This is a genomic window from Azotobacter chroococcum, from assembly GCF_002220155.1.
Classification (GTDB): Bacteria; Pseudomonadota; Gammaproteobacteria; order Pseudomonadales; family Pseudomonadaceae; genus Azotobacter; species Azotobacter chroococcum.
Map to the genome: position 1 here is coordinate 4,128,446 of NZ_CP011835.1, position 20,350 is coordinate 4,148,795.

General features: G+C 66.7%; 19 protein-coding genes and 1 other RNA gene. 6 read left to right on the forward strand and 14 right to left on the reverse strand.

Going from position 1 to position 20,350, the window contains the following annotated elements; translation table 11 throughout:
* Window position 1 precedes the first annotated feature (1 nt).
* Together ssrS and ACG10_RS19325 are read left to right on the forward strand one after the other, a co-directional pair.
* A non-coding RNA gene (ssrS, locus tag ACG10_RS19320) (6S RNA) lies at window positions 2–179 on the forward strand.
* A 79-nt stretch (window positions 180–258) separates the two neighbouring features.
* Entirely contained in the window at window positions 259–918 is a 660-nt protein-coding gene (locus tag ACG10_RS19325; protein WP_089169450.1) for a 5-formyltetrahydrofolate cyclo-ligase, read from the forward strand.
* 1 nt (window position 919) lies between these two features.
* Here the strand turns inward: ACG10_RS19325 and ACG10_RS24780 are convergent, their stop codons facing one another.
* Window positions 920–1,054 carry a hypothetical protein gene (locus ACG10_RS24780; protein WP_264371134.1) on the reverse strand — a complete coding sequence of 45 codons (135 nt, stop codon included), beginning with the start codon at window positions 1,052–1,054 and terminating at the stop codon, window positions 920–922.
* Window positions 1,055–1,237: 183 nt separating this feature from the next.
* On the opposite strand from ACG10_RS24780, the gene ACG10_RS19330 reads away from it, so the two are divergent.
* Window positions 1,238–1,687 carry an EVE domain-containing protein gene (locus ACG10_RS19330; RefSeq protein WP_089169451.1) on the forward strand — a complete coding sequence of 150 codons (450 nt, stop codon included), beginning with the start codon at window positions 1,238–1,240 and terminating at the stop codon, window positions 1,685–1,687.
* 14 nt (window positions 1,688–1,701) lie between these two features.
* On the opposite strand, the gene ACG10_RS19335 is transcribed toward ACG10_RS19330, so the two are convergent.
* The 4 genes from ACG10_RS19335 to trxA all read right to left on the reverse strand — a co-directional run bounded on the left by ACG10_RS19335 (window position 1,702) and on the right by trxA (window position 6,234).
* Entirely contained in the window at window positions 1,702–2,670 is a 969-nt protein-coding gene (locus ACG10_RS19335; RefSeq protein ID WP_089169452.1) for a CDP-6-deoxy-delta-3,4-glucoseen reductase, read from the reverse strand.
* A gap of 85 nt (window positions 2,671–2,755) precedes the next feature.
* Window positions 2,756–4,222: a 4-hydroxy-3-polyprenylbenzoate decarboxylase gene (ubiD, locus tag ACG10_RS19340; RefSeq protein ID WP_089169453.1), complete on the reverse strand. Its 1,467-nt coding sequence runs from the start codon at window positions 4,220–4,222 to the stop codon at window positions 2,756–2,758.
* Window positions 4,223–4,318: 96 nt separating this feature from the next.
* The gene (gene rho, locus ACG10_RS19345; RefSeq protein ID WP_089169454.1) at window positions 4,319–5,578 is read right to left on the reverse strand and encodes a transcription termination factor Rho; all 1,260 of its coding nucleotides are present in this window, start codon (window positions 5,576–5,578) and stop codon (window positions 4,319–4,321) included.
* A 329-nt stretch (window positions 5,579–5,907) separates the two neighbouring features.
* Window positions 5,908–6,234, reverse strand: a complete 327-nt coding sequence (gene trxA, locus ACG10_RS19350; protein WP_039806448.1) for a thioredoxin TrxA — start codon at window positions 6,232–6,234, stop codon at window positions 5,908–5,910.
* Window positions 6,235–6,562: 328 nt separating this feature from the next.
* Between trxA and ppx the strand changes: the two genes are divergently transcribed.
* A complete protein-coding gene (gene ppx / locus ACG10_RS19355; RefSeq protein WP_089169455.1) occupies window positions 6,563–8,068 on the forward strand; it encodes an exopolyphosphatase in 1,506 nt (501 codons plus the stop codon).
* Window positions 8,069–8,108: 40 nt separating this feature from the next.
* Here the strand turns inward: ppx and ppk1 are convergent, their stop codons facing one another.
* Both ppk1 and hemB read right to left on the reverse strand, forming a co-directional pair.
* Complete coding sequence (gene ppk1 / locus ACG10_RS19360; RefSeq protein ID WP_089169456.1) at window positions 8,109–10,331, reverse strand: polyphosphate kinase 1; 2,223 nt, start codon at window positions 10,329–10,331, stop codon at window positions 8,109–8,111.
* An 18-nt stretch (window positions 10,332–10,349) separates the two neighbouring features.
* On the reverse strand, window positions 10,350–11,363 hold the full coding sequence (gene hemB / locus ACG10_RS19365; protein ID WP_089169457.1) for a porphobilinogen synthase: 1,014 nt from the start codon (window positions 11,361–11,363) through the stop codon (window positions 10,350–10,352).
* 356 nt (window positions 11,364–11,719) lie between these two features.
* Between hemB and elbB the strand changes: the two genes are divergently transcribed.
* Window positions 11,720–12,373: an isoprenoid biosynthesis glyoxalase ElbB gene (gene elbB, locus ACG10_RS19370; protein WP_039806452.1), complete on the forward strand. Its 654-nt coding sequence runs from the start codon at window positions 11,720–11,722 to the stop codon at window positions 12,371–12,373.
* Between the two features lie 25 nt (window positions 12,374–12,398).
* Here the strand turns inward: elbB and ACG10_RS19375 are convergent, their stop codons facing one another.
* From ACG10_RS19375 to ACG10_RS19395, 5 genes are all read right to left on the reverse strand, one after another.
* On the reverse strand, window positions 12,399–12,848 hold the full coding sequence (locus ACG10_RS19375; RefSeq protein ID WP_089169458.1) for a YaiI/YqxD family protein: 450 nt from the start codon (window positions 12,846–12,848) through the stop codon (window positions 12,399–12,401).
* A gap of 170 nt (window positions 12,849–13,018) precedes the next feature.
* Window positions 13,019–14,905, reverse strand: coding sequence for an FTR1 family protein (locus ACG10_RS19380; protein WP_089169459.1), 1,887 nt, complete (start codon window positions 14,903–14,905; stop codon window positions 13,019–13,021).
* A gap of 103 nt (window positions 14,906–15,008) precedes the next feature.
* Complete coding sequence (locus ACG10_RS19385; protein ID WP_089169460.1) at window positions 15,009–15,641, reverse strand: LysE family transporter; 633 nt, start codon at window positions 15,639–15,641, stop codon at window positions 15,009–15,011.
* A gap of 119 nt (window positions 15,642–15,760) precedes the next feature.
* Window positions 15,761–16,519, reverse strand: coding sequence for a TerC family protein (locus ACG10_RS19390; RefSeq protein WP_089169461.1), 759 nt, complete (start codon window positions 16,517–16,519; stop codon window positions 15,761–15,763).
* Between the two features lie 62 nt (window positions 16,520–16,581).
* On the reverse strand, window positions 16,582–18,492 hold the full coding sequence (locus ACG10_RS19395; protein ID WP_089169462.1) for an ATP-binding cassette domain-containing protein: 1,911 nt from the start codon (window positions 18,490–18,492) through the stop codon (window positions 16,582–16,584).
* Between the two features lie 49 nt (window positions 18,493–18,541).
* Between ACG10_RS19395 and ACG10_RS19400 the strand changes: the two genes are divergently transcribed.
* A complete protein-coding gene (locus ACG10_RS19400; protein ID WP_089169950.1) occupies window positions 18,542–19,000 on the forward strand; it encodes a TIGR02444 family protein in 459 nt (152 codons plus the stop codon).
* Here the strand turns inward: ACG10_RS19400 and ACG10_RS19405 are convergent.
* Window positions 18,997–19,680 carry an AlgP family protein gene (locus ACG10_RS19405; protein WP_089169463.1) on the reverse strand — a complete coding sequence of 228 codons (684 nt, stop codon included), beginning with the start codon at window positions 19,678–19,680 and terminating at the stop codon, window positions 18,997–18,999. The two genes, ACG10_RS19400 and ACG10_RS19405, sit on opposite strands and share 4 nt — an antisense overlap.
* A 146-nt stretch (window positions 19,681–19,826) precedes the next feature.
* Entirely contained in the window at window positions 19,827–20,294 is a 468-nt protein-coding gene (rsd, locus tag ACG10_RS19410; RefSeq protein ID WP_089169464.1) for a sigma D regulator, read from the reverse strand.
* Between the last annotated feature and the right edge of the window lie 56 nt (window positions 20,295–20,350).

A 20,350-nucleotide genomic window follows, 5' to 3' on the forward strand; every position in this document is an offset into this window, starting at 1 on the left:
TCACTCCCTGGTGTGTACGCCAGTCGGCCACGTCCCTCTCCCGATACGCAAAACTCTGGAGGCTGTACGTGTGACCCGTGTGCATGTCCGCCTGACGGAAAGCCTTAAAGTCATCGTCAGTCGCCACCTTGAACTTTCGGGTTCAAGGGTCAAGCCGGCAGCGGCACTTCGGGGAGCCCACTTTCTGCGCCTGCCGCGCCGCAGCAGCGAATCCCGCTGGATCGCCGTCTCTCCCTTATCGACACGCATTCATTCGGCATGATCGAAGCCGCCGGCCTTTCCCGCGCCCAGTTGCGCCGCCTGCTCCGCGAGCGGCGGCGCGCGCTCGCTCCTCAACGCCAGCGCCAGGCCGCCCGCCGGCTCTATCGCCAGCTGGCGCAGCATCCGCTGTTCCGCCGCTGTCGCCACGTGGCGCTGTATCTGCCCAACGACGGCGAGATCGACCCCGGACTGCTGCTCGACGCCGCACAGCGGCGCGGCAAGGCGACTTACCTGCCGGTGCTCAACGCCTGGCCGGCGACGCGCATGGTGTTCCAGCGCATCCATCCCGGCGAGGCACTGCACCTGAACCGCTTCCGCATCCGCGAGCCACGGCCGAACCGCGCCCGGCAGCGCAAGGTCTGGACGCTCGATCTGCTGCTGATGCCCCTGGTCGGCTTCGACTGCGAGGGTGGACGATTGGGTATGGGTGGCGGCTTCTATGACCGCAGCCTGGCCTATCGGACCCGCCACAAGTACTGCCGCAAGCCTGCGCTGCTGGGCCTGGCCCACGAATGTCAGAAAGTCGATCGGCTGGCGCTGGCCAGTTGGGACGTGCCACTGGAGGCCACGGTGACGGACAAGGCCTGGTATGCGGCCGACAGGAAGATGATGAGGCGGGGGCAGTTGCACCGCGATCCCTGCGGTGCCTGCGAATAGGTCAAAGACTGCGGAACAGGCTCGGCGACTGATCGCTCTGCTTTTGCTCCCAGTGGCTTTGCGCGTAGCCTGTGGTGACCACCCCCAGTCCGAAGAGAATGACGAGAACCCACAGTAGATCTGGCTTGCGCTTCATCGATTGCCTCCCCCTTCAAGGCACTGCACGATGATGAACAGCAAAATGGTGGCTGCAAAAGCCACCTCCCCCCAAAAAGCGGCGGCATTCTCCGCCAACTCGACCCGTCAATCAAACCCCGGTCGTCAACAAGATCGAAGCTTTTTCCGACGTCCCGATGACCGGCATCCGGAGCCGATTCCCATGCCGTATTGGCTGATGAAATCCGAACCCGACGTGCTGTCCGCGGCTACACTACAGCGCCTCCGCCAGGCGCGTTGGGATGGAGTGCGCAATTATCAGGCGCGCAACTTCCTGCGAAACATGCAGGCCGACGAGCTGTTCTTCTTCTACCACTCCAGCTGTCCACAACCGGGAATTGCCGGCATCGGCCGGATCGTCCGGACCGCCTATCCCGACCCCAGCGCCCTCGACCCGCACGGCCCCTACTTCGACACCAGGGCCAGCGCAGAGGAGAACCCATGGAGCGCGGTCGATGTGGAGTTCGTCGAGGCCTTCAGCGACATCATCGGGCTGGCACGCCTGCGCAGCATTCCCGAGCTGGCGCAGCTACCACTACTGCAGAAGGGCAGCCGGCTCTCGGTGATGCCGGTGGAGGCCGGCGAATGGGCTGCCGTGCTCGCGCTGCGCTGAGCGGCGGGCGGTCGTCAGGAGCGGGGAGCGTAGGCGAAGACGTCGGCGCGCATCTGCCGGGCCTCCATGCCCGCTTCGAGCAGCGCGTCCAGGGTGGCATAGACCATACCCGGCGAGCCGCTGGCATACACGTGCAACGCCCGGAGGTCGGCGAAGTCCTCGCGCACCGCCTCATGCAGCAGGCCACAGCGCCCCTCCCAGCCACACAGATCGCTGACCACTCGGTGCAGGTGCAGGTTGGGCAGGCGCTGCCACTCTTCCGCATAAGGCAGCCGGTAGAAATCCTCTGGTCGCCGCGCCCCCCAGTAGAGGTGGATCGGCCGGGTGACGCCATTCGCCCGACAATGCTCCACCAGGCTCTGCATCTGCGCCATGCCGGTGCCGGCGGCGATCAGCACCAGCGGACCGTCCGGCAACTCGACCAGACAGGCATCGCCGAACGGCAGGCGCACACGGGCGAAGCCCTGGCGGCGGATGAACGCCAGCAACTCCAGGGCCGATGTCTCGCGCGCCAGAACGTGCAGCTCCAGCTCACGCCCCATGCAGGGCGCCGAAGCCAGGGAAAAGGAGGAGAAACTGCCGTCCTCACGCTGCAGCTGCAGGTACTGTCCGGCGTGGTAGCGCGGCGGCTTGCCCGCCGGGGCGCGTAGGCGCACGCGGAACACGTCGCCGCCGAGCGCCTCGCAGTCGACCAGCTGGCAGCTCAGCTCGCGCACCGGCAGCTCGCCCGGTGCCAGCACACCATCCCAGTGCAGCACGCAATCCGCCTGCGGCCTGGCCTGGCAGGTCAGCAGTTCGCCCTGGGTGAGCAGCTCGCTGCCCTGGCGTATCTGCCCCTCGACCAGGCGCGCTGCGCAGGCATGGCAGTTGCCGTTGCGACAGCCCTGCGGGCACTCATAGCCGAGCCGCAGTGCGGCATCAAGGATGGATTCGCCGACATTCACATCGAGTTCGGCGCCAGAAGGTTGCAGGGTCACTTTCATGATGTTCCGCCGCTGAAGGGGTCAATCGGGGGGAGCGGCCCGGGCCGCGAACGGGTGAGACTGAAGGATCCGCCGGCCGGCGGCCTCAGTCGATGCCCAGCAGCGGCCAGAGCTCGTCGACACGCTGCTTCACCGCCGGGTCCTGGCGAATGGCCCGCCCCCACTCGCGGCTGGTCTCGCCCGGCCACTTGTGGGTGGCATCCAGGCCCATCTTCGAACCCAGACCGGAGATCGGCGAAGCGAAATCGAGGTAGTCGATCGGCGTGTTGTCGATCAGCACGGTGTCGCGCTTGGGATCCATGCGGGTGGTGATGGCCCAGATCACGTCGTTCCAGTCGCGGGCATTGATATCGTCGTCGGTGACGATGACGAACTTGGTGTACATGAACTGGCGCAGGAACGACCACACACCGAGCATGACGCGCTTGGCATGACCGGGATACTGCTTCTTGATGGTCACCACCGCCATGCGGTAGGAACACCCCTCCGGCGGCAGGTAGAAATCGACGATCTCCGGGAACTGCTTCTGCAGGATCGGCACGAACACTTCGTTCAGCGCCACCCCAAGCACGGCCGGCTCATCCGGCGGCCGACCGGTATAGGTACTGTGGTAAATGGCGTCACGGCGCCGGGTGATGCGCTCGATGGTGAACACCGGAAAACGGTCCACCTCGTTGTAGTAGCCGGTATGGTCGCCATAAGGACCTTCGTCGGCCATCTCCCCGGGATGGATGTGGCCCTCCAGCACGATTTCCGCACTGGCCGGCACCTGCAGGTCGCTGCCGACAGCCTTGACCAGTTCGGTGCGCTGTCCACGCAACAGCCCGGCGAAGGCATATTCGGACAGGGTATCCGGCACCGGCGTGACCGCACCGAGGATGGTTGCCGGATCGGCGCCCAGGGCCACCGCCACCGGGTAGGGACGATCCGGATGCTTCTGGCACCACTCGCGATAGTCGAGTGCGCCGCCACGATGGCTGAGCCAGCGCATGATCACCTTGTTGCGGCCGATCACCTGCTGCCGGTAGATACCGAGGTTCTGCCGCTCCTTGTTCGGCCCGCGGGTGATGGTCAGGCCCCAGGTGATCAGGGGCGCCGCATCGCCCGGCCAGCAGTGCTGCACGGGCAGCTTGCCGAGATCGACTTCCTCGCCCTCGAGGATCAGCTCCTGGCAGGGCGCGTCCTTCAACACCTTGGGCGCCATGCTGACCACCTTCCGGAACAGCGGCAGCTTGTCCCAGGCATCCTTCAGGCCCTTGGGCGGCTCAGGTTCCTTGAGGAAGGCCAGCAGGCGGCCGATCTCGCGCAGTTCGGAGACATCCTCGGCGCCCATGCCGAACGCCACGCGCTGCGGCGTGCCGAACAGGTTGCCGAGCACCGGCATGTCGAAGCCCTGAGGCTTCTCGAACAGCAGCGCAGGGCCCCCTCGACGCAGGGTGCGGTCGCAGATTTCGGTCATTTCCAGTACGGGTGAAACCGGCGTCTGGATGCGCTTGAGCTCGCCACGCGCCTCCAGGGCGCGCAGGAAGTCGCGGAGATCGGAGTATTTCATGGGTGCTGCGAGCCTCGGGCAGCAAGCCTCAGGCCAGAGGGTGGCGGCGCCAACCTGCCACCTCGCGGCCTGCGGCTTGCGACTTGTCGCGGCGGATTACTTCCGCTTCATCGACTGGAAGAATTCCTCGTTGGTCTTGGTGTCCTTCAGACGGTCGAGGAGGAACTCGATGGCGGCGATCTCGTCCATGGGATGGAGGATCTTGCGCAGAATCCACATGCGCTGCAGCTCCTCCTCACCGGTCAGCAGCTCTTCGCGGCGGGTGCCGGAGCGGTTGATGTTGATCGCCGGGAACACGCGCTTCTCGGCGATGCGCCGGTCCAGCTGCAGCTCCAGGTTACCGGTGCCCTTGAATTCCTCGTAGATCACCTCGTCCATCTTCGAGCCGGTCTCCACCAGCGCGGTGGCGAGGATGGTCAGGCTGCCGCCCTCCTCGATGTTGCGCGCGGCGCCGAAGAAGCGCTTGGGCTTCTCCAGGGCATGGGCGTCGACACCACCGGTGAGCACCTTGCCGGAGCTGGGGATCACCGTGTTGTAGGCACGCGCCAGGCGGGTGATGGAGTCGAGCAGGATCACCACGTCCTTCTTGTGCTCGACCAGGCGCTTGGCCTTCTCGATGACCATCTCGGCGACCTGCACGTGGCGGGTCGGCGGCTCGTCGAAGGTGGAGGCGACCACTTCGCCGCGCACGGTGCGCTGCATCTCGGTCACTTCCTCCGGACGCTCGTCGATCAGCAGGACGATCAGGTGACACTCGGGATTGTTGCGCGTGATGTTGCTGGCGATGTTCTGCAGCATGATCGTCTTGCCGGCTTTCGGCGGTGCGACGATCAGACCGCGCTGCCCCTTGCCGATCGGCGCGCAGAGATCGATCACGCGGCCGGTAAGGTCTTCGGTGGAGCCGTTGCCGGCCTCCATGGTGAGACGGAGGTTGGGGAACAGCGGAGTGAGGTTCTCGAAGAGAATCTTGTTCTTCGCGTTTTCCGGCCGGTCGAAGTTGATCGAGTCGACCTTGAGCAGGGCGAAGTAGCGTTCGCCCTCCTTCGGCGGGCGAATCTTGCCGACGATGGTATCGCCGGTGCGCAGGTTGAAGCGGCGGATCTGGCTCGGCGAGACGTAGATGTCGTCCGGCCCGGCCAGATAGGAGGAGTCCGCGCTGCGCAGGAATCCGAAGCCGTCCTGAAGAATCTCCAGCACGCCATCACCGGAGATTTCCTCGCCGCTTTTCGCATGCTTCTTCAGCAGGGAGAAAATCACATCCTGCTTACGCGAACGGGCCATGTTCTCCAGGCCCATCTGTTCGGCCATTTCCAGCAGTTCGGTAATAGGCTTTTGCTTGAGTTCGGTCAGGTTCATAAGACGATAAGAGGGCAGAAAGCGTTGAGCTTGGGATAGCCGCGCCGCAGGGAAGGCGATCGGATCGCTGTACTTATTCTAAAGGGGTGCGTCGGCGACGACTGACGGAGGACAGCGGTAAATTCGCTGCGAGAGCCGAATCTAACACCCTGCAAAAGGTGCGTCCAGCCTCGCACGACAAAAACCGCACCCCCGAACCCGGCGAGCAGGCCGCTCTCGGCCTTTCTCGATACACGCAGCTCGCCGGGCTCGAGACCACGGGACCAGCCAGTCCCGGCTTGCATGCTTTCAACCTGCCCGGGAGCGAAGGATGCGCTTGGCAGGCAAACTCAGATATTGCTGTCGAGAAAGGCGGCCAGCTGCGACTTGGACAGGGCGCCAACCTTGGTTGCCTCGACGTTGCCGCCCTTGAACAGCATCAGGGTCGGAATGCCACGCACGCCGTATTTCGCCGGAGTTCCCTGGTTTTCATCGATGTTCAGCTTGCAGACCTTCAGTTTGCCCTCGTAATCCTTGGCAATTTCGCTGAGCACCGGGGCGATCATCTTGCATGGTCCGCACCATTCGGCCCAGTAGTCGACAAGCACCGGCCCCTCGGCCTGAAGCACATCCTGCTCGAAGCTGGCGTCGCTGACATTGGTGATGAGTTCGCTCATGGAAAATCTCCGTGGTCGGAAGCACAAATTTCCGAACATGATAGCCCGCATTGGCCGGCACAGGAAGGCGAGCACGCCGCCCTGCCCCGCCCCAGGCCCTCCGGCATGCGAAAAAGAAAGCGGGGGATCCTCCCCCGGTCCGAGCCCGGCTGCCCATCGCCCTGGAGGCCTCCGCCCGGAGACATTCGGGCGCATCGTCCCGACCGTAGCCAAGCCTTATAATGGACCGTTTATCGCACAAGCTGCTTTGGACCCTTGATCCGTAAACTGGTACAACTGCTGCTCTCCCGTGGCCGGACGGCGCGGTTCTGCCATCGAGACACCTGACATGCCAAAAATCCAAGCCGAGAGCTTCCCCCTGATTGCCGCCATCGACCTTGGCTCCAACAGCTTCCACATGGTGCTGGCCAAGGCCGACCGGACCGAGATCCGCCCGCTCGAACGCCTGGGCGAGAAAGTCCAGCTGGGGGCAGGCCTCGACGACCAGCACCAGCTCAGCGAGGAGGCCATGCAACGCGGGCTCGACTGCCTGCGCCGCTTCGCCCAGCTGATCAACGGCCTGCCCAAGGGAGTGGTGCGCATCGTCGCCACCAATGCCCTGCGCGAAGCGCGCAACCGCAACGAATTCATCCGTCGCGCCAACGAGGTCCTCGGCCACCCGGTGGAAGTGATCTCCGGCCGCGAGGAGGCGCGCCTGATCTACCTCGGCGTCTCCCACACCCTGCCGAGCGCGGCCGGCAAGCGCCTGGTCGTGGACATCGGCGGTGGCAGCACGGAATTCATCATCGGCGAGAACTTCGAACCGCTGCTGCGCGAAAGCCTGCAGATGGGCAGCGTCAGCTACACCCGCAACCACTTCGCCGACGGCAAGATCACCCCGGCCCGCTACGCCCAGGCCTATACCGCCGCGCGCCTGGAGCTGATGGCCATCGAGAACGCCCTGCAACGCCTCGGCTGGCAGGAGGCGGTGGGCTCCTCGGGAACCATCCGCGCGGTTGGCCAGGCGATCCAGAGTGGCGGCTACAGCAACGGCGAAGTGACCGCCGAAGGCATCGCCTGGCTGAAGCGCAAGCTGTTCAAGCTCGGCGACGTGGACAAGCTGGACATGGACGGCATCAAGCCGGATCGCCGGGCCATCTTCCCCGCCGGCCTGGCGGTCCTGGAGGCGCTGTTCGACGCCCTGCAGCTGCAGACGATGACCTACTCGGATGGCGCCCTGCGCGAAGGCGTGCTCTACGACCTGCTCGGCCGTCACCACCACGAGGACGTCCGCGAACGCACCCTCGGCTCGCTGATGGAGCGCTATCACGTCGACGTGGAACAGGCTTCGCGGGTCGAGGCCAAGGCGCTCTCGGCACTCGAGCAGGTCGCCGCCGCCTGGGGTCTGGAGGACGAAAGCCATCGCGAACTGCTGAGCTGGGCGGCGCGGGTGCACGAGATCGGCCTGGACATCGCCCACTACCACTACCACAAGCACGGCGCCTACCTGATCGAGCATTCCGACCTGGCTGGCTTCTCCCGCAAGGACCAACAGATGCTCGCCCTGCTGGTCCGCGGCCATCGGCGCAACCTCCCCCGGGACAAGTTCAGCGAATTCGGCAGCGACGATGGCGACAAACTGGTGCGACTGTGCATCCTGCTGCGCGTCGCGATCCTCTTCCACCACATCCGTGGCACCCAGGAGATGCCCAGGGTGCAGTTCCGCGCCGGCGAGCGCGAGCTGGAACTGACCTTCCCCGACGGCTGGCTGAACGCCAACCCGCTGACCCAGGCCGACTTCGAACAGGAAGCCGAGTGGCTGGCGCGAGTCGGTTACAACATCCGGGTGTGCTGAAGCACTGGCGGGGCCGCCGTGCTGGCGGCCCCGCCGCGTTTTAGCGCGTACCGAGCATGGGATTGCTCAGCTTCTCCAGCAGCATCGTCTGGGCGTTGCGCGGATTCTGGTTGCCGCTCGGACTGTTGCGCAGATAGCTGCCGTCCGGCTGCAGCTGCCAACTCTGGGTGTTGTCGCCGAGGTAGGCCTCCAGCTCCTTCTTCACCCGCAGCATCAGTTTCTTGCCCTCCACCGGGAAGCAGGTCTCGACCCGCCGATCGAGGTTGCGCTCCATCCAGTCGGCACTGGACAGGTAGAGCTTTTCCTCGCCGTCGTTGAGGAAGTAGAACACCCGCGTGTGCTCGAGGAAGCGGCCGATGATCGAGCGTACCTGGATGTTGTGCGAGACGCCCAGGATGCCCGGGCGCAGGCAGCACATGCCGCGCACGATCAGGTCGACCCGCACCCCGGTCTGACTGGCCTTGTACAACGCCCGGATCATCTTCGCATCGGTCAGCGAGTTGATCTTGATGATGATGTGCGCCGGCCGGCCCTCGCTGGCATGCTGGGTCTCCCGGGCGATCATGTCGAGCAGAGCCTTCTTCAGGGTGAAGGGCGCATGCAGCAGCTTCTTCATGCGCAGGGTCTTGCCCATGCCGATCAACTGGTTGAACAGCTTGGAGACGTCTTCGCAGAGCGCCAGGTCGGCGGTCAGCAGGCTGTAGTCGGTGTACAGCCGGGCGTTGCCGGCATGGTAGTTGCCGGTCCCGAGGTGCGCGTAGCGGCGCAGCTCGCCGTTCTCGCGACGCAGGATCAGCATCATCTTGGCGTGGGTCTTGAACCCGACCACCCCGTAGATGACCACCGCGCCGGCCTGCTGCAGGCGGCTGGCCAGCTGCAGGTTGGACTCCTCGTCGAAGCGCGCGCGCAGCTCGACCACCGCGGTGACCTCCTTGCCGTTGCGCGCCGCCTCCACCAGGGCATCGACGATCTCCGAGTTGGCCCCGGAGCGGTACAGCGTCTGCTTGATCGCCAGTACGTGGGGGTCCTTGGCCGCCTGGCGCAACAGATCGACTACCGGCGTGAAGGACTCGAACGGATGCAGCAGCAGCATGTCCTGCTTGCCGATCACGTTGAACATGTTCTCGCTGTTCTGCAGCGCCTTGGGAATCACCGGAGTGAAGGGGGCGTGCTGCAGTTCCGGGTGGCTGTCCAGGCCGGTGATGCTGAACAGGCGGGTCAGGTTGACCGGCCCGTCGACCCGGTACATTTCCGCCTCGGACAGGCCAAACTGCTTGAGCAGATAGCCGGTCAGGTGCTGCGGGCAGGTATCCACCACCTCCAGCCGCACCGCATCGCCGAAGCGCCGGGAATACAGCTCGCCGCGCAGGGCGCGGGCCAGATCCTCGACATCCTCGTCCACCGACAGATCGGCGTTGCGGGTCAGGCGGAACTGGTAGCAGCCCTTGACCTTCATGCCCTGGAACAGGTCGTCGGCATGGGCATGGATCATCGAGGAAAGGAACACGAAGTTGTCGCCGGGACCGCCCACCTCTTCCGGAATGCGGATCACCCGCGGCAGCAGGCGCGGCGCCGGCAGTATGGCCAGACCGGAATCGCGACCGAAGGCATCCAGCCCCTCCAACTCGACGATGAAGTTCAGGCTCTTGTTCACCAGCAGCGGGAAGGGGTGAGTCGGGTCGAGGCCGATCGGCGTCATGATCGGCGCGATCTCCTCGCGGAAGTAGCGACGCACCCAGGCCTTGACCTTGGGCGTCCAGTTCCGGCGGCGGATGAAGTTGATCTGGTGGCGGGCCAGCTCGGGCAGCAGCACCTCGTTGAGGATGGCGTACTGGCGGGCCACCAACTCGTGCACCTGCTCGCTGATCCAGGGCAGCGCCTGATGCGGCTGCAGGCCGTCGGCGCCGGCCAGTTCGCGGGCGAAGGCGACCTGCTTCTTCAGGCCGGCGACACGGATCTGGAAGAACTCGTCGAGGTTGCCGGAGAAGATCAGCAGGAACTTCAGCCGCTCGAGCAGCGGATAGGACTCGTCCAGCGCCTGCGCCAGCACGCGGGCATTGAACTGCAACAGAGACAGCTCGCGATGGATGTACAGGCAGGTATCGTCCAGACTCGGCACCGCCGCAGGCAGAGCCTCGGGGACCGGCTCACCCAGGACGGGTGCCGCTTCCTGTTCGAGCTCCGCCTCCTCGAGTTCGGCGAGCGGTTCTTGTGCCGGTTCGGCTTCGAGCAAGGCGTTGTCGTTGAGACCTTCAGTGTTCATCTGAGCTTCCCGGAGCAGTTAATGGCCTTGTTTTAGCAGTTCTGCCGCGCGCCTGGCGAAGTAGGTGAGGATGCCATCGGCCCCGGCACGCTTGAAGGCGACCAAAGACTCGAGGATCACCGCCTCGCCCAGCCAGCCGTTCTGGATCGCCGCCATGTGCATGGCGTACTCGCCACTGACCTGGTAGACGAAAGTCGGCACGCGGAATTCGTCCTTCACCCGGCGGACCACATCCAGATAGGGCATGCCCGGCTTGACCATCACCATGTCGGCGCCTTCGGCCAGGTCCAGAGCCACCTCGTGCAGGGCCTCGTCGCCGTTGGCCGGATCCATCTGGTAGGTGTTCTTGCTGCCCTTGCCGAGGTTGCCGGCCGAGCCCACGGCATCGCGGAACGGGCCGTAATAGGCGCTGGCGTACTTGGCCGAGTAGGCCATGATGCGCACGTTCGAGTACCCGGCCAGCTCCAGCGCCTCGCGGATCGCCTGGATGCGTCCGTCCATCATGTCCGAAGGCGCCACCACCTGGGCGCCGGCCTCGGCATGGGAGAGCGCCTGCCTGACCAGCGCATCGACGGTGACGTCGTTCTGTACGTAGCCATGCTCGTCGAGGATGCCATCCTGGCCATGGGTGGTGAAGGGATCCAGGGCCACGTCGGTGATGATCCCCAGCTCCGGAAAACGCTGGCGCAGGGCACGGGTGGCTCGCTGGGCGATGCCCTCGGGATTCCAGGCCTCGGCGGCATCCAGCGACTTCTTCTCCGGCGGAGTCACCGGGAACAGCGCCAGCGCCGGAATGCCCAGGGCCACGCACGCCGCCGCCTCCTCGAGCAGCAGGTCGATGCTCAGGCGCTCGACGCCCGGCATCGAGGGCACCGACTCGCGGCGGTTCTCGCCATCGAGCACGAACACCGGCAGGATCAGATCGTTGGTGGTGAGCACATTCTCGCGCACCAGCCGGCGGGAAAACTCGTCGCGACGGTTGCGGCGCAGGCGGGTGGCGGGAAACAGACGATTGGCGGGGGTAAAGCTCACGGCGGACTCCAGGACCCGGGCAGGCGGGCGCAATGTGACAGTTATAAGCCGACCAGATGACCGAAATATGACGACCGGGACTCCAGCGATAGTCGCTCGTCGCCCCGGATTCCCATTGTCGCCAGCCGCGCCGCCGAGAGCCAGCACTTCGCCCGGGATTGCGCGGGAAGGCCTGCCATGGCGTCGTCGGCAAGGCTTGAAGCAGCCTGGCCATGTTGCCGGCATGTCGCCCGACGCGACGAGCGGCTAGGATTGGCCCACCGCTTCTCGTCCATTCCGGATGCGCAGCGCCCTTTCACCAGACCAGCCGGAATCCGCCGCAAGCGGAGGTGCCCGGCCCACTCCAGGAGGCTTCCATGAACAAGAAAGTTGCCGTCATCCTCTCCGGCTGCGGCGTCTACGACGGCTCGGAAATCTACGAGAGCGTGCTCACCCTGCTGCGCCTCGACCAGCGCGGTGCCCAGGTACAGTGCTTCGCGCCGAACGTTCCACAGATGCAGGTGATCGATCACTATCGCGGCGAGGAAATGCAGGAAAGCCGCAACGTGCTGGTGGAGGCGGCACGCCTGGCCCGCGGCAACATCAAGGACGTTCGCGAGGGCCGGGTCGAGAACTTCGATGCGCTGATCCTGCCCGGCGGTTTCGGCGCGGCGAAGAATCTTTCCGACTTCGCGGTGAGCGGCGCCAACTGCACGGTACAGCCCGACGTGCTGGCCTTCGCCCAGGCCTTCGCCCGGGCCGGCAAGCCGGTGGGACTGATCTGCATCGCGCCGGCGCTGGCGGCCAGGATCTACGGTCCCGGCGTGGTCTGCACCATCGGCAGCGATCCGGACACCGCGGCCACCCTGACCAAGATGGGCGCCCGGCATGAGATCTGTGCGGTGGACGAGATCGTCGTCGACACCGAGCGCAAGCTGGTCACCACCCCCGCCTACATGCTCGCCAAGTCGATCGGCGAAACCGCCGGCGGCATCAACAAGCTGGTCGATCGCGTCCTCGAGCTGACCTGAACGACGCCGGCGGTGCGCCGCCGGCTCAGCGGCCCAGGCGCACCAGCAGGCGATCCAGGGCGTTGGCGAACGCCTGTCGTTCGCGCTCGCCGTAGGGCGGCTGACCGCCGCCCATCTGGCCCTGGTCGCGCAGGTCGCTGAGCAGGTTGCGCAGCGCCAGGCGCTCGCCCATGTTGCGCTCGTCGAACTCGCGCCCGCGCGGGTCCAGCGCAGCCACGCCCTTCTTGAACAGGCGGTCGGCCAGCGGGATGTCGCTGCAGATCACCAGCTCGCCCGGCGCGGCATGCTCCACCAGATAGTCGTCGGCCGCATCCGGGCCGCTCGGCACCACGATCAGCCGCACGCAGGCGAACGCCGGCCTGACCTGACTCTGGCCGGCTACCAGCAGCACCTCGAAATTGCGCTTCAGGGCAAACTTGATCACCAGATCCTTGGCCGCCCGCGGACAGGCATCGGCATCGATCCACACACGCACGTCTCGGCTCCCCCGTGCAAAAGCGACAGTATGGCGCAAACGATAGTTCGAGCCGACCGGACACTGCCCGGCGGCTCTCTTGCCCGCCTGTCGCGCTCCACCTGGCCGCGCCGGGGCCGCAAACGGAAAGGGCGACCCGAGGGCCGCCCTTTTTCCGAACAGGCTGCAGTCTATGCCGCCGTGCGCCGCCGCCCGGCCAGCCAGCTGCGCCCGTAGAGCGCGGCAATGACCGCCACGACCAGCGCCTGGGCCGTCAGCGTCAGGGCGTCGGCATGGATGCCCAGCCACTCGAGCTCGAAGAAGGCCACCGGATGCAGATCCAGCACGCCCGCCTCCTGCAGCGCGGCGATGCCATGTCCGGCGAACACCACCGAGAGCAGGCAGAGCAGCGCCGCGTTGATGCCGAAGAAGAGCGACAGCGGCAGCCGGCGCGAGCCGCGCAGGATCACCCAGGCCAGCGCGACGAGCAGCGCCAGGCCGCAACCGGCGCCGGCCAGGACCATGCCGTGGCCGGCAGGCCCGGCCTGCAGCCAGAGGGTCTGGTAGAACAGGATGACCTCGAACAGCTCGCGGTAGATGGCGAAGAACGCCAGCACGGCGAAGCCCAGGCGTCCACCGCCACCGACCAGGCTGTTCTGGATGTAATCCTGCCAGCTCGCCACATGACGACGGTCATGCATCCACACGCCGACCCAGAGCAGCACCACACTGGCGAACAGGGCGGTGGAGCCCTCCAGCAATTCGCGCTGGGCGCCGCTGACGTCGATCACGTAGGCTGCCAGCGCCCAGGTCGCGACGCCGGCCAGCAGGGCCAGCCCCCAGCCGACATGCACGCTGCGCAGCGCCTGCTGCTGACCGGTGTTGCGCAGGTAGGCGACGATCGCCGCCAGCACCAGGATCGCCTCCAGGCCCTCGCGCAGCAGGATCAGCAGGCTGGACAGGAAGGTCAGCGAACCCGACATGCCGCCGCCGGCGAGCAACACGGCACTCTCCACCAGCTCGTCCTGGGCGGCCTCCAGGCGTTGCTCCATGGCTTCGAGGGGCAGGGAGTCCTGCAAACCCTGGCGGTAGCTCAGGAGCACCCGCTCGGTGGCCTTGCGCTGCTCCGGATCAAGGTTGTTCAGGGCGTCCTCGACCAGCTCGAAGCCCTCCAGATAGGCGGTCACCGACAGGTCGTAGGCCTCCTGCCGGTGACCGACGCGGTATTCCGCCAGGCTCTGGTTGAGGGTGTCGCGGGCCGAGTCGATCAGCTGCTGCGCGCTGCGCTGCGGGAACGGCGGCTGCGCGCGCTGGGCACGGAAGGCCGCGACGGCCTCGGCCCCCTGCTCCGCCGCCACCTGCTCGGGAGTCAGGCCGACCAGTTGCGCCAGGCTGAAGGACGGCCCGGTCGCTCCCGGGGCGGCGCTGAAGCCGGCGACATAACTGGCCAGGTCCCAGCGCTGGCGCTCGTCCAGCTGGGCGGCGTAGCCGGTCATGCCGGTGCCCTCGACGCCGAGGGTGATGGTGTTGAACTGATCGTGCAGGCTCAGGCGGTCCATCCGCGTCGCATCGCGCAGGTTGGACGGCGGCGGCTGCAGTCCGGCTCCGGCCGGGCCGTCGCCGGCACCCTCGGCCCCGTGGCAGGCGCTGCAGTACTGGGCATAGAGGGGCGCGGCCCGCGCCGGGTCGGGGGTGATCCGCGGGACCAGGCTGACCTGATAGGTCTCGGCCAGGGCGGCGGCCAGCTGGCGCGCCTGGACGGCCACCAGGGTACCCTCGCGGCGCTGGCGGATGTTCTCGCCCAGCTCGGCGACGCCCTGCATCAGCTTGTCCTTGCCACTGCGTTCCGGCAGGGCGGCGACCAGCTCCTGCAGGACGCCCTGGAACTCCAGCTGCTCCTCATACTCGCTGCTGTCGATTACCTGTCCGTCGGCCACGGTGGCCGGGTAGTCGGCGCCCAGATAGCCGAGCAGATGCAGGGCGCGGGCCATGCCCTGAGGCTCGGCCTGGGCGATCAGGCAACTCAGCGCCAGCAACGGCAGCAGCAGCCAGCTCAGAAAACGCTTGCGGATAAACATGGCAAATCCAAATGAGAATGAATCCGCACGAATTGTTACCCTCCTAACGTTTTCCCTCAAGCACCGATCCCGATGACTGGCGCGGCAATTTGCCGCAAGCACCTCAGCCCGGAGTGCGACGCACCAGTGCCAGGAGCCCGGCGGCAGCGACGAAAAAGCCAGCGAAGGTCCGGTTGAGCAGGCGCTGCTGGCGCGGCGAGCGCAGCAGACGCAGGACTCTTGCCGCCAGCCCGGTATAGCCGGCCATGACCAGCAGGTCGACGCCGATCATGGTTGCCGCCATCACCAGGTACTGCACCAGGAGCGGCCGCGCCGGATCGAGAAACTGCGGCAATACGGCAAGGATGAAGACGATCGCCTTGGGGTTGCCGGCGTTGACCAAAAAGCCGCGCAGCATCAGGGCGAGCGGCCGCTCCGGCCGGCGCGGGGCACGCTCGGCGGCCAGTTCGTCGACCGGTGCCTGCCACTGCCGCCAGCCCAGATACGCCAGATAGGCCACGCCGAACCACTTGATCAGGCCGAAGGCCAGCTCCGAGGTCGCCAGCAACGCGCCGAGCCCGGCGGCGACGACGGCGATCTGCACCGCCAGCGCCAGCTGCAGGCCGACGGCGTTCCAGTAGCCACGGCGAAAGCCGTGATTCAGACCACTGGACATCGAGGCGATGGCGCCGGCACCGGGCGACAGGCTGATCACCCAGCAGGCGGCAAAGTAGGCAAGCCAGGTTTCCAGGGCCACGGGCGGACTCTCCGGCAGGAAAGGTTGGAAACGACGCCGGCCCATCCGGGCCGGCGGTACTGCAGTCGATCAGGCAGGACAGCGCAGCACACCTGCGCACCCGCGGCACGCAGCCGGACTCAGTCCGGCAGATCCTTGTGCAGCTTCACCGGCTCGCTGAGCTTGCGCTTCATCGCGGTACGCACGCGGATGTTGAGCGCCTCGACGGCCAGGGAGAAAGCCATGGCGAAGTAGACGTAGCCCTTGGGCACGTGCACCTCGAAGGACTCGGCGACCAGCAGGGTGCCGACCACGATGAGGAACGACAGGGCGAGGATCTTCAGCGACGGGTGCTTCTCGATGAACTCGCTGATGGTGCCGGCGGCCATCATCATCACCAGCACGGCGATGACGATCGCGGCGATCATCACCGGCACGTTCTGCACCAGGCCGACCGCGGTGATCACCGAGTCCAGCGAGAAGATGATGTCGATCACCGCGATCTGCAGGATCACGCCCATGAAGCCGGCCTTCCTGGCGCCGCCTTCGTGGCCGGCCTCCTCCTCGCCCTCGACGCTGTGCCAGATTTCCAGGGTGCTCTTGAACAGCAGGAACAGGCCGCCGAAGAACAGGATCAGGTCACGGCCGGACACGCCCTGGCCGAGCACGCTGAACAGGTCGGCGGTCAGGCGCATCACCCAGGCGATCGACAGCAGCAGCAGGATGCGCGTACCCATGGCCAGCGCCAGGCCGAAGAAGCGCGCCTTTGGCTGCTGCTCCTTCGGCAAGCGGCCGACCAGAATCGAGATGAAGATGATGTTGTCGATGCCGAGGACGATTTCCAGGGCGGTCAGGGTGAAGAAGGCGACCCAGATCTCCGGGTTGCTGAGCCACTCCATTTGAGGCTACCTCTCGCTGCGGGGATGGTTGCGGAAAGTCTGGCTCATATCGCAGCCTGCGCTCAGGCGCCGACCTCCAGCTGGGCCTGCAGGGCCTCCAGGGTTTCCAGAGCCTCCAGCCAGGCCTCTTCAAGCTCGCCCTCGCGGCCCTTGAGCGCCGCCTGCTCGGCCAGCAGCTCGCGCAGCTCGTCCTTGCGCGCAGCCTCGTAAAGTGCGGCGTCGCCAAGCCGGATCTCCAGGGCGGCGAGCTTTTCCTGCACGCGGCCCAGCTCCTGCTCCAGCTTGTCCGCCTGGCGCTTGTGCGGCGCCAGCTGCTGGCGCAGGGCGGCGGCGGCCTGACGCTGGGCGCGCTTGTCGGTCTTGTCCCCGTTGGCCGCCGCTTCGGCAGCCGGCGCCTGGCGGGCACGATAGTCCACCAGCCAGCGGGCGTAATCCTCGAGATCGCCGTCGAAGCCCTGTACGCGGCCGTCGGCGACCAGCAGGAACTCGTCGGTGGTGCTCTTCAGCAGATGGCGGTCGTGGGAGACCACCAGCACCGCGCCCTCGAAATCCTGCAGGGCCAGGGTCAGGGCCAGGCGCATCTCCAGGTCGAGGTGGTTGGTCGGCTCGTCGAGCAGCAGGAGATTGGGCTTGCCCCAGGCGATCAGCGCCAGGGCCAGGCGGGCCTTCTCGCCGCCGGAAAAATTGCCCACCGGCTCGTCGCAACGATTACCACGAAAGTCGAAGCCGCCGAGAAAATCCCGCAGGGTCTGCTCGCGCTCGCCCGGGGCGATGCGCTGCAGATGCAGCAGCGGGCTGGCCTGGGCGTCCAGCGCATCCAGCTGGTGCTGGGCGAAGTAGCCGACCACCAGGTTCTCGCCACGGGCGAGTCGTCCCCCGAGCGGCTCAAGCTCGCCGGCGAGGGCCTTGATCAGGGTCGACTTACCGGCGCCGTTGGGGCCGAGCAGGCCGATCCGCGCGCCGGGCACCAGCTGCAGCTTGACCTTCTCCAGCACGGCCTTGTCGCCGTAGCCGAGGCGGCCTTCGGCGAGGTCGAGCAGCGGGCTGGAAACCTTGTCGGCCTCGCGGAAACGGAAATCGAAGGGCGAGTCCACATGCGCCGGGGCCAGCTCCTCCAGCCGCTCGAGCGCCTTGATGCGGCTCTGCGCCTGGCGCGCCTTGGTTGCCTGGGCCTTGAAGCGGCGGATGAAGCTCTCCATGTGGGCGCGCTGCGCCTGCTGCTTCTCGTAGGCCTGCTGCTGCTGCGCCAGGCGCTCGGCACGGGTGCGCTCGAAGGCCGAGTAGCCGCCGCGGTAGAGGGTCAGCTTGCGCTGTTCCAGGTGCACCACGTGGTCGACCACGGCGTCGAGGAAGTCGCGGTCGTGGGAGATCAGCAGCAGGGTGCCGGGATAGCCCTTCAACCACTCCTCCAGCCAGAGGATGGCGTCGAGGTCGAGGTGGTTGGTCGGTTCGTCGAGCAGCAGCAGCTCGGAGGGGCACATCAGCGCCTGCGCCAGGTTCAGGCGCATCCGCCAGCCGCCGGAGAAGTCGCCGACCCGGCGCTCCATCTGCTCGGTGGCAAAGCCCAGCCCGGCCAGCAGCTTGCGTGCCCGGGCATCGGCCGTGTAGCCGTCGGCGTTGTCCAGCTCGGTGTGCAGGCGGGCGATGGCCGCCCCGTCGTGGGCTGCCTCCGCCGCCGCCAGCTCGCGCTGGATGCGCCGCAGATAGCCGTCGCCGTCGAGCACATAGTCGACCGCCCGGCGCTCGAGGTCGTCAACCTCCTGGCGCATGTGGGCGATGCGCCAGTCCGGCGGCAGCTGGCAGTCGCCGGCATCGGGCGAGAGCTCGCCGCGCAGCAGGGCGAACAGGGTGGATTTTCCGGCGCCATTGGCGCCGATGAGACCGACCTTCTGGCCGGTGTGCAGGGTCAGTTCGGCGTCCTCGAGCAGACGCTGCGGACCACGTTGCAGGGTAAGATGCTGGATTCGGATCATGATGGCGGCGGAGTTTATCAGCTTCGCACGCACCGCGGAGGGACACGGCATGCCGCTCGACCTGCGAGCCTTCGCCCTGCAGCTGTACCAACGCCCCGGCGTCGAGGCCGCCTGCCTGGATTTGCAGGCACAGGGCGCAGATGTCTGCCTGCTGCTCTGCGGCGCCTGGCTGGAGGCGCGCGGTGTGGACTGCATGGAAGACCGCTGCGCCGAGCTGCGGCAACTGGCGCAGCCCTGGCAGGCGACGGTGATCGCACCGCTGCGGTGGCTGCGCCAGGACTGGCGCCCGGCCGCCCGCGGCGACGCCGTGCTGGCCGAGCTGCTGGAGCGACTGAAGGCACTGGAGCTGGATGCCGAGTGGGCGCTGCTGCAACGCCTGGAAACGGCCTGCCGCGACTGGCCGGCAGGGCCCGGCGCCGCGCAAGCCTGGCTGGAAGCCCTGACGGATACGGCAGCGGCCTGCCGCGAGGCGCTCGAAACCCTGCGCGCCGCGGCACGCGCGGATTAGGAGGCGCTCGGCTCGTCCGCTGCGGACGCGGCGCTCGCCGCGACGGATTCGGCCTTGCTGGAGGCCGGCGCTGCGGAACGGCTGCGCCGTGCTGCCGGCTTGCGGGGCGCAGCCGGCTTGGCAGGCTGCTCGGCCGCGGCTGCCGGGCGCGGTGTGCGCTTGGCCGGAACCGTCGCCTCGCCGGCCGCCGCGGCCGGCTTGGCGCGGCGGGAAGCCGCAGGCTTGCGGGCCGCCGCTTTCGGTGCAGGCTTGCTCTGCGGCTGGTCGGCCGGCGGCGTTCCGGGAGCCATCAGCGTCCGGGCGGCAGCCTCCCTCACCTGGGCGACGCCCTGCGCCAGCTCCAGCGCCTGCAGGGTGTCATGGCGCAGCCGGACGATATAGTCGCGGGTTTCCGCCTGGCGCGCCTTGAGCTCGTCGAGCAGCGGCTCCAGCTCATCGACCGCCTTCCGGCCCCTGACCTGCGCCTTGGCCTTGCCGGCCAGCGCGGCATCCTGCAGCTTCGCACGCGCCTCGTGCAGCTTTTCCTGGACCTTGCTGCGCTGCTTTTCCAGCTTGGCCAGCGCCTTCTCCGCATCCTGCAAAGCCTGGGTACAGGCCTCCTCCAGATGGACGAGCAGATTCTGCGAAAGCTGCTGCAGCAGGTGCAACGGGGTTGTGACAGGGGGTTTCTTGGCCGACATGACTGCTCCTAGCGAAGGGACTCCATCCATACTAACCACCCACCTCACAGCCGCCAACGAGCAACGATGCCGGCGCTGGCGGCGGACTCCGGACAGGAACCCGAGCCGCTGCGGCAAGCAAGGCGGCCTGCTGCCGGGGAAAGGGGTCAGGCGCTGGCGGCGATCTGCCGGTGCGCGTTGTGCAGCACCTCGATCAGGCAGTCTTCCAGCTCGAAGCGTTCGCGCAACAGGCTGCCGAGCGCCTCGAACTCGTGACTCAGGGAACCGTCCTGGCAATCGCCGTTGTCGCAACGGTCGTTGAAGGCCAGCGCCGCCTGGGTGATCGCCTCGAGACGGGGATAGATCTGCCGAGCCAGATCGAGTCCGCGCCGGTCGCCGAAGGATTCGGCCTCGCTCATCAGCTGCTCGTAGACCTCGAAATGCCCTGCGGAAACGTAATCGACCAGCAGTTCGCAGAAGACCTCCAGGGCTTCGGCATTGATCACGGGGGCCGGCTGCTGGTGCTTGATGGTCCCGAAGGCATCGGCCAGCGCGCGTCGCTCGACCAGCCAGCGATCGATCAGGAGATGGACACCGCCCCAGCGTTCCTGGGCGTCTTGATGAATTACAGGCATGGTCTGGCTTCCCTACGTTGTTTTGTTTTTCTAACCCCGGCGGGGCTCGCTATCGG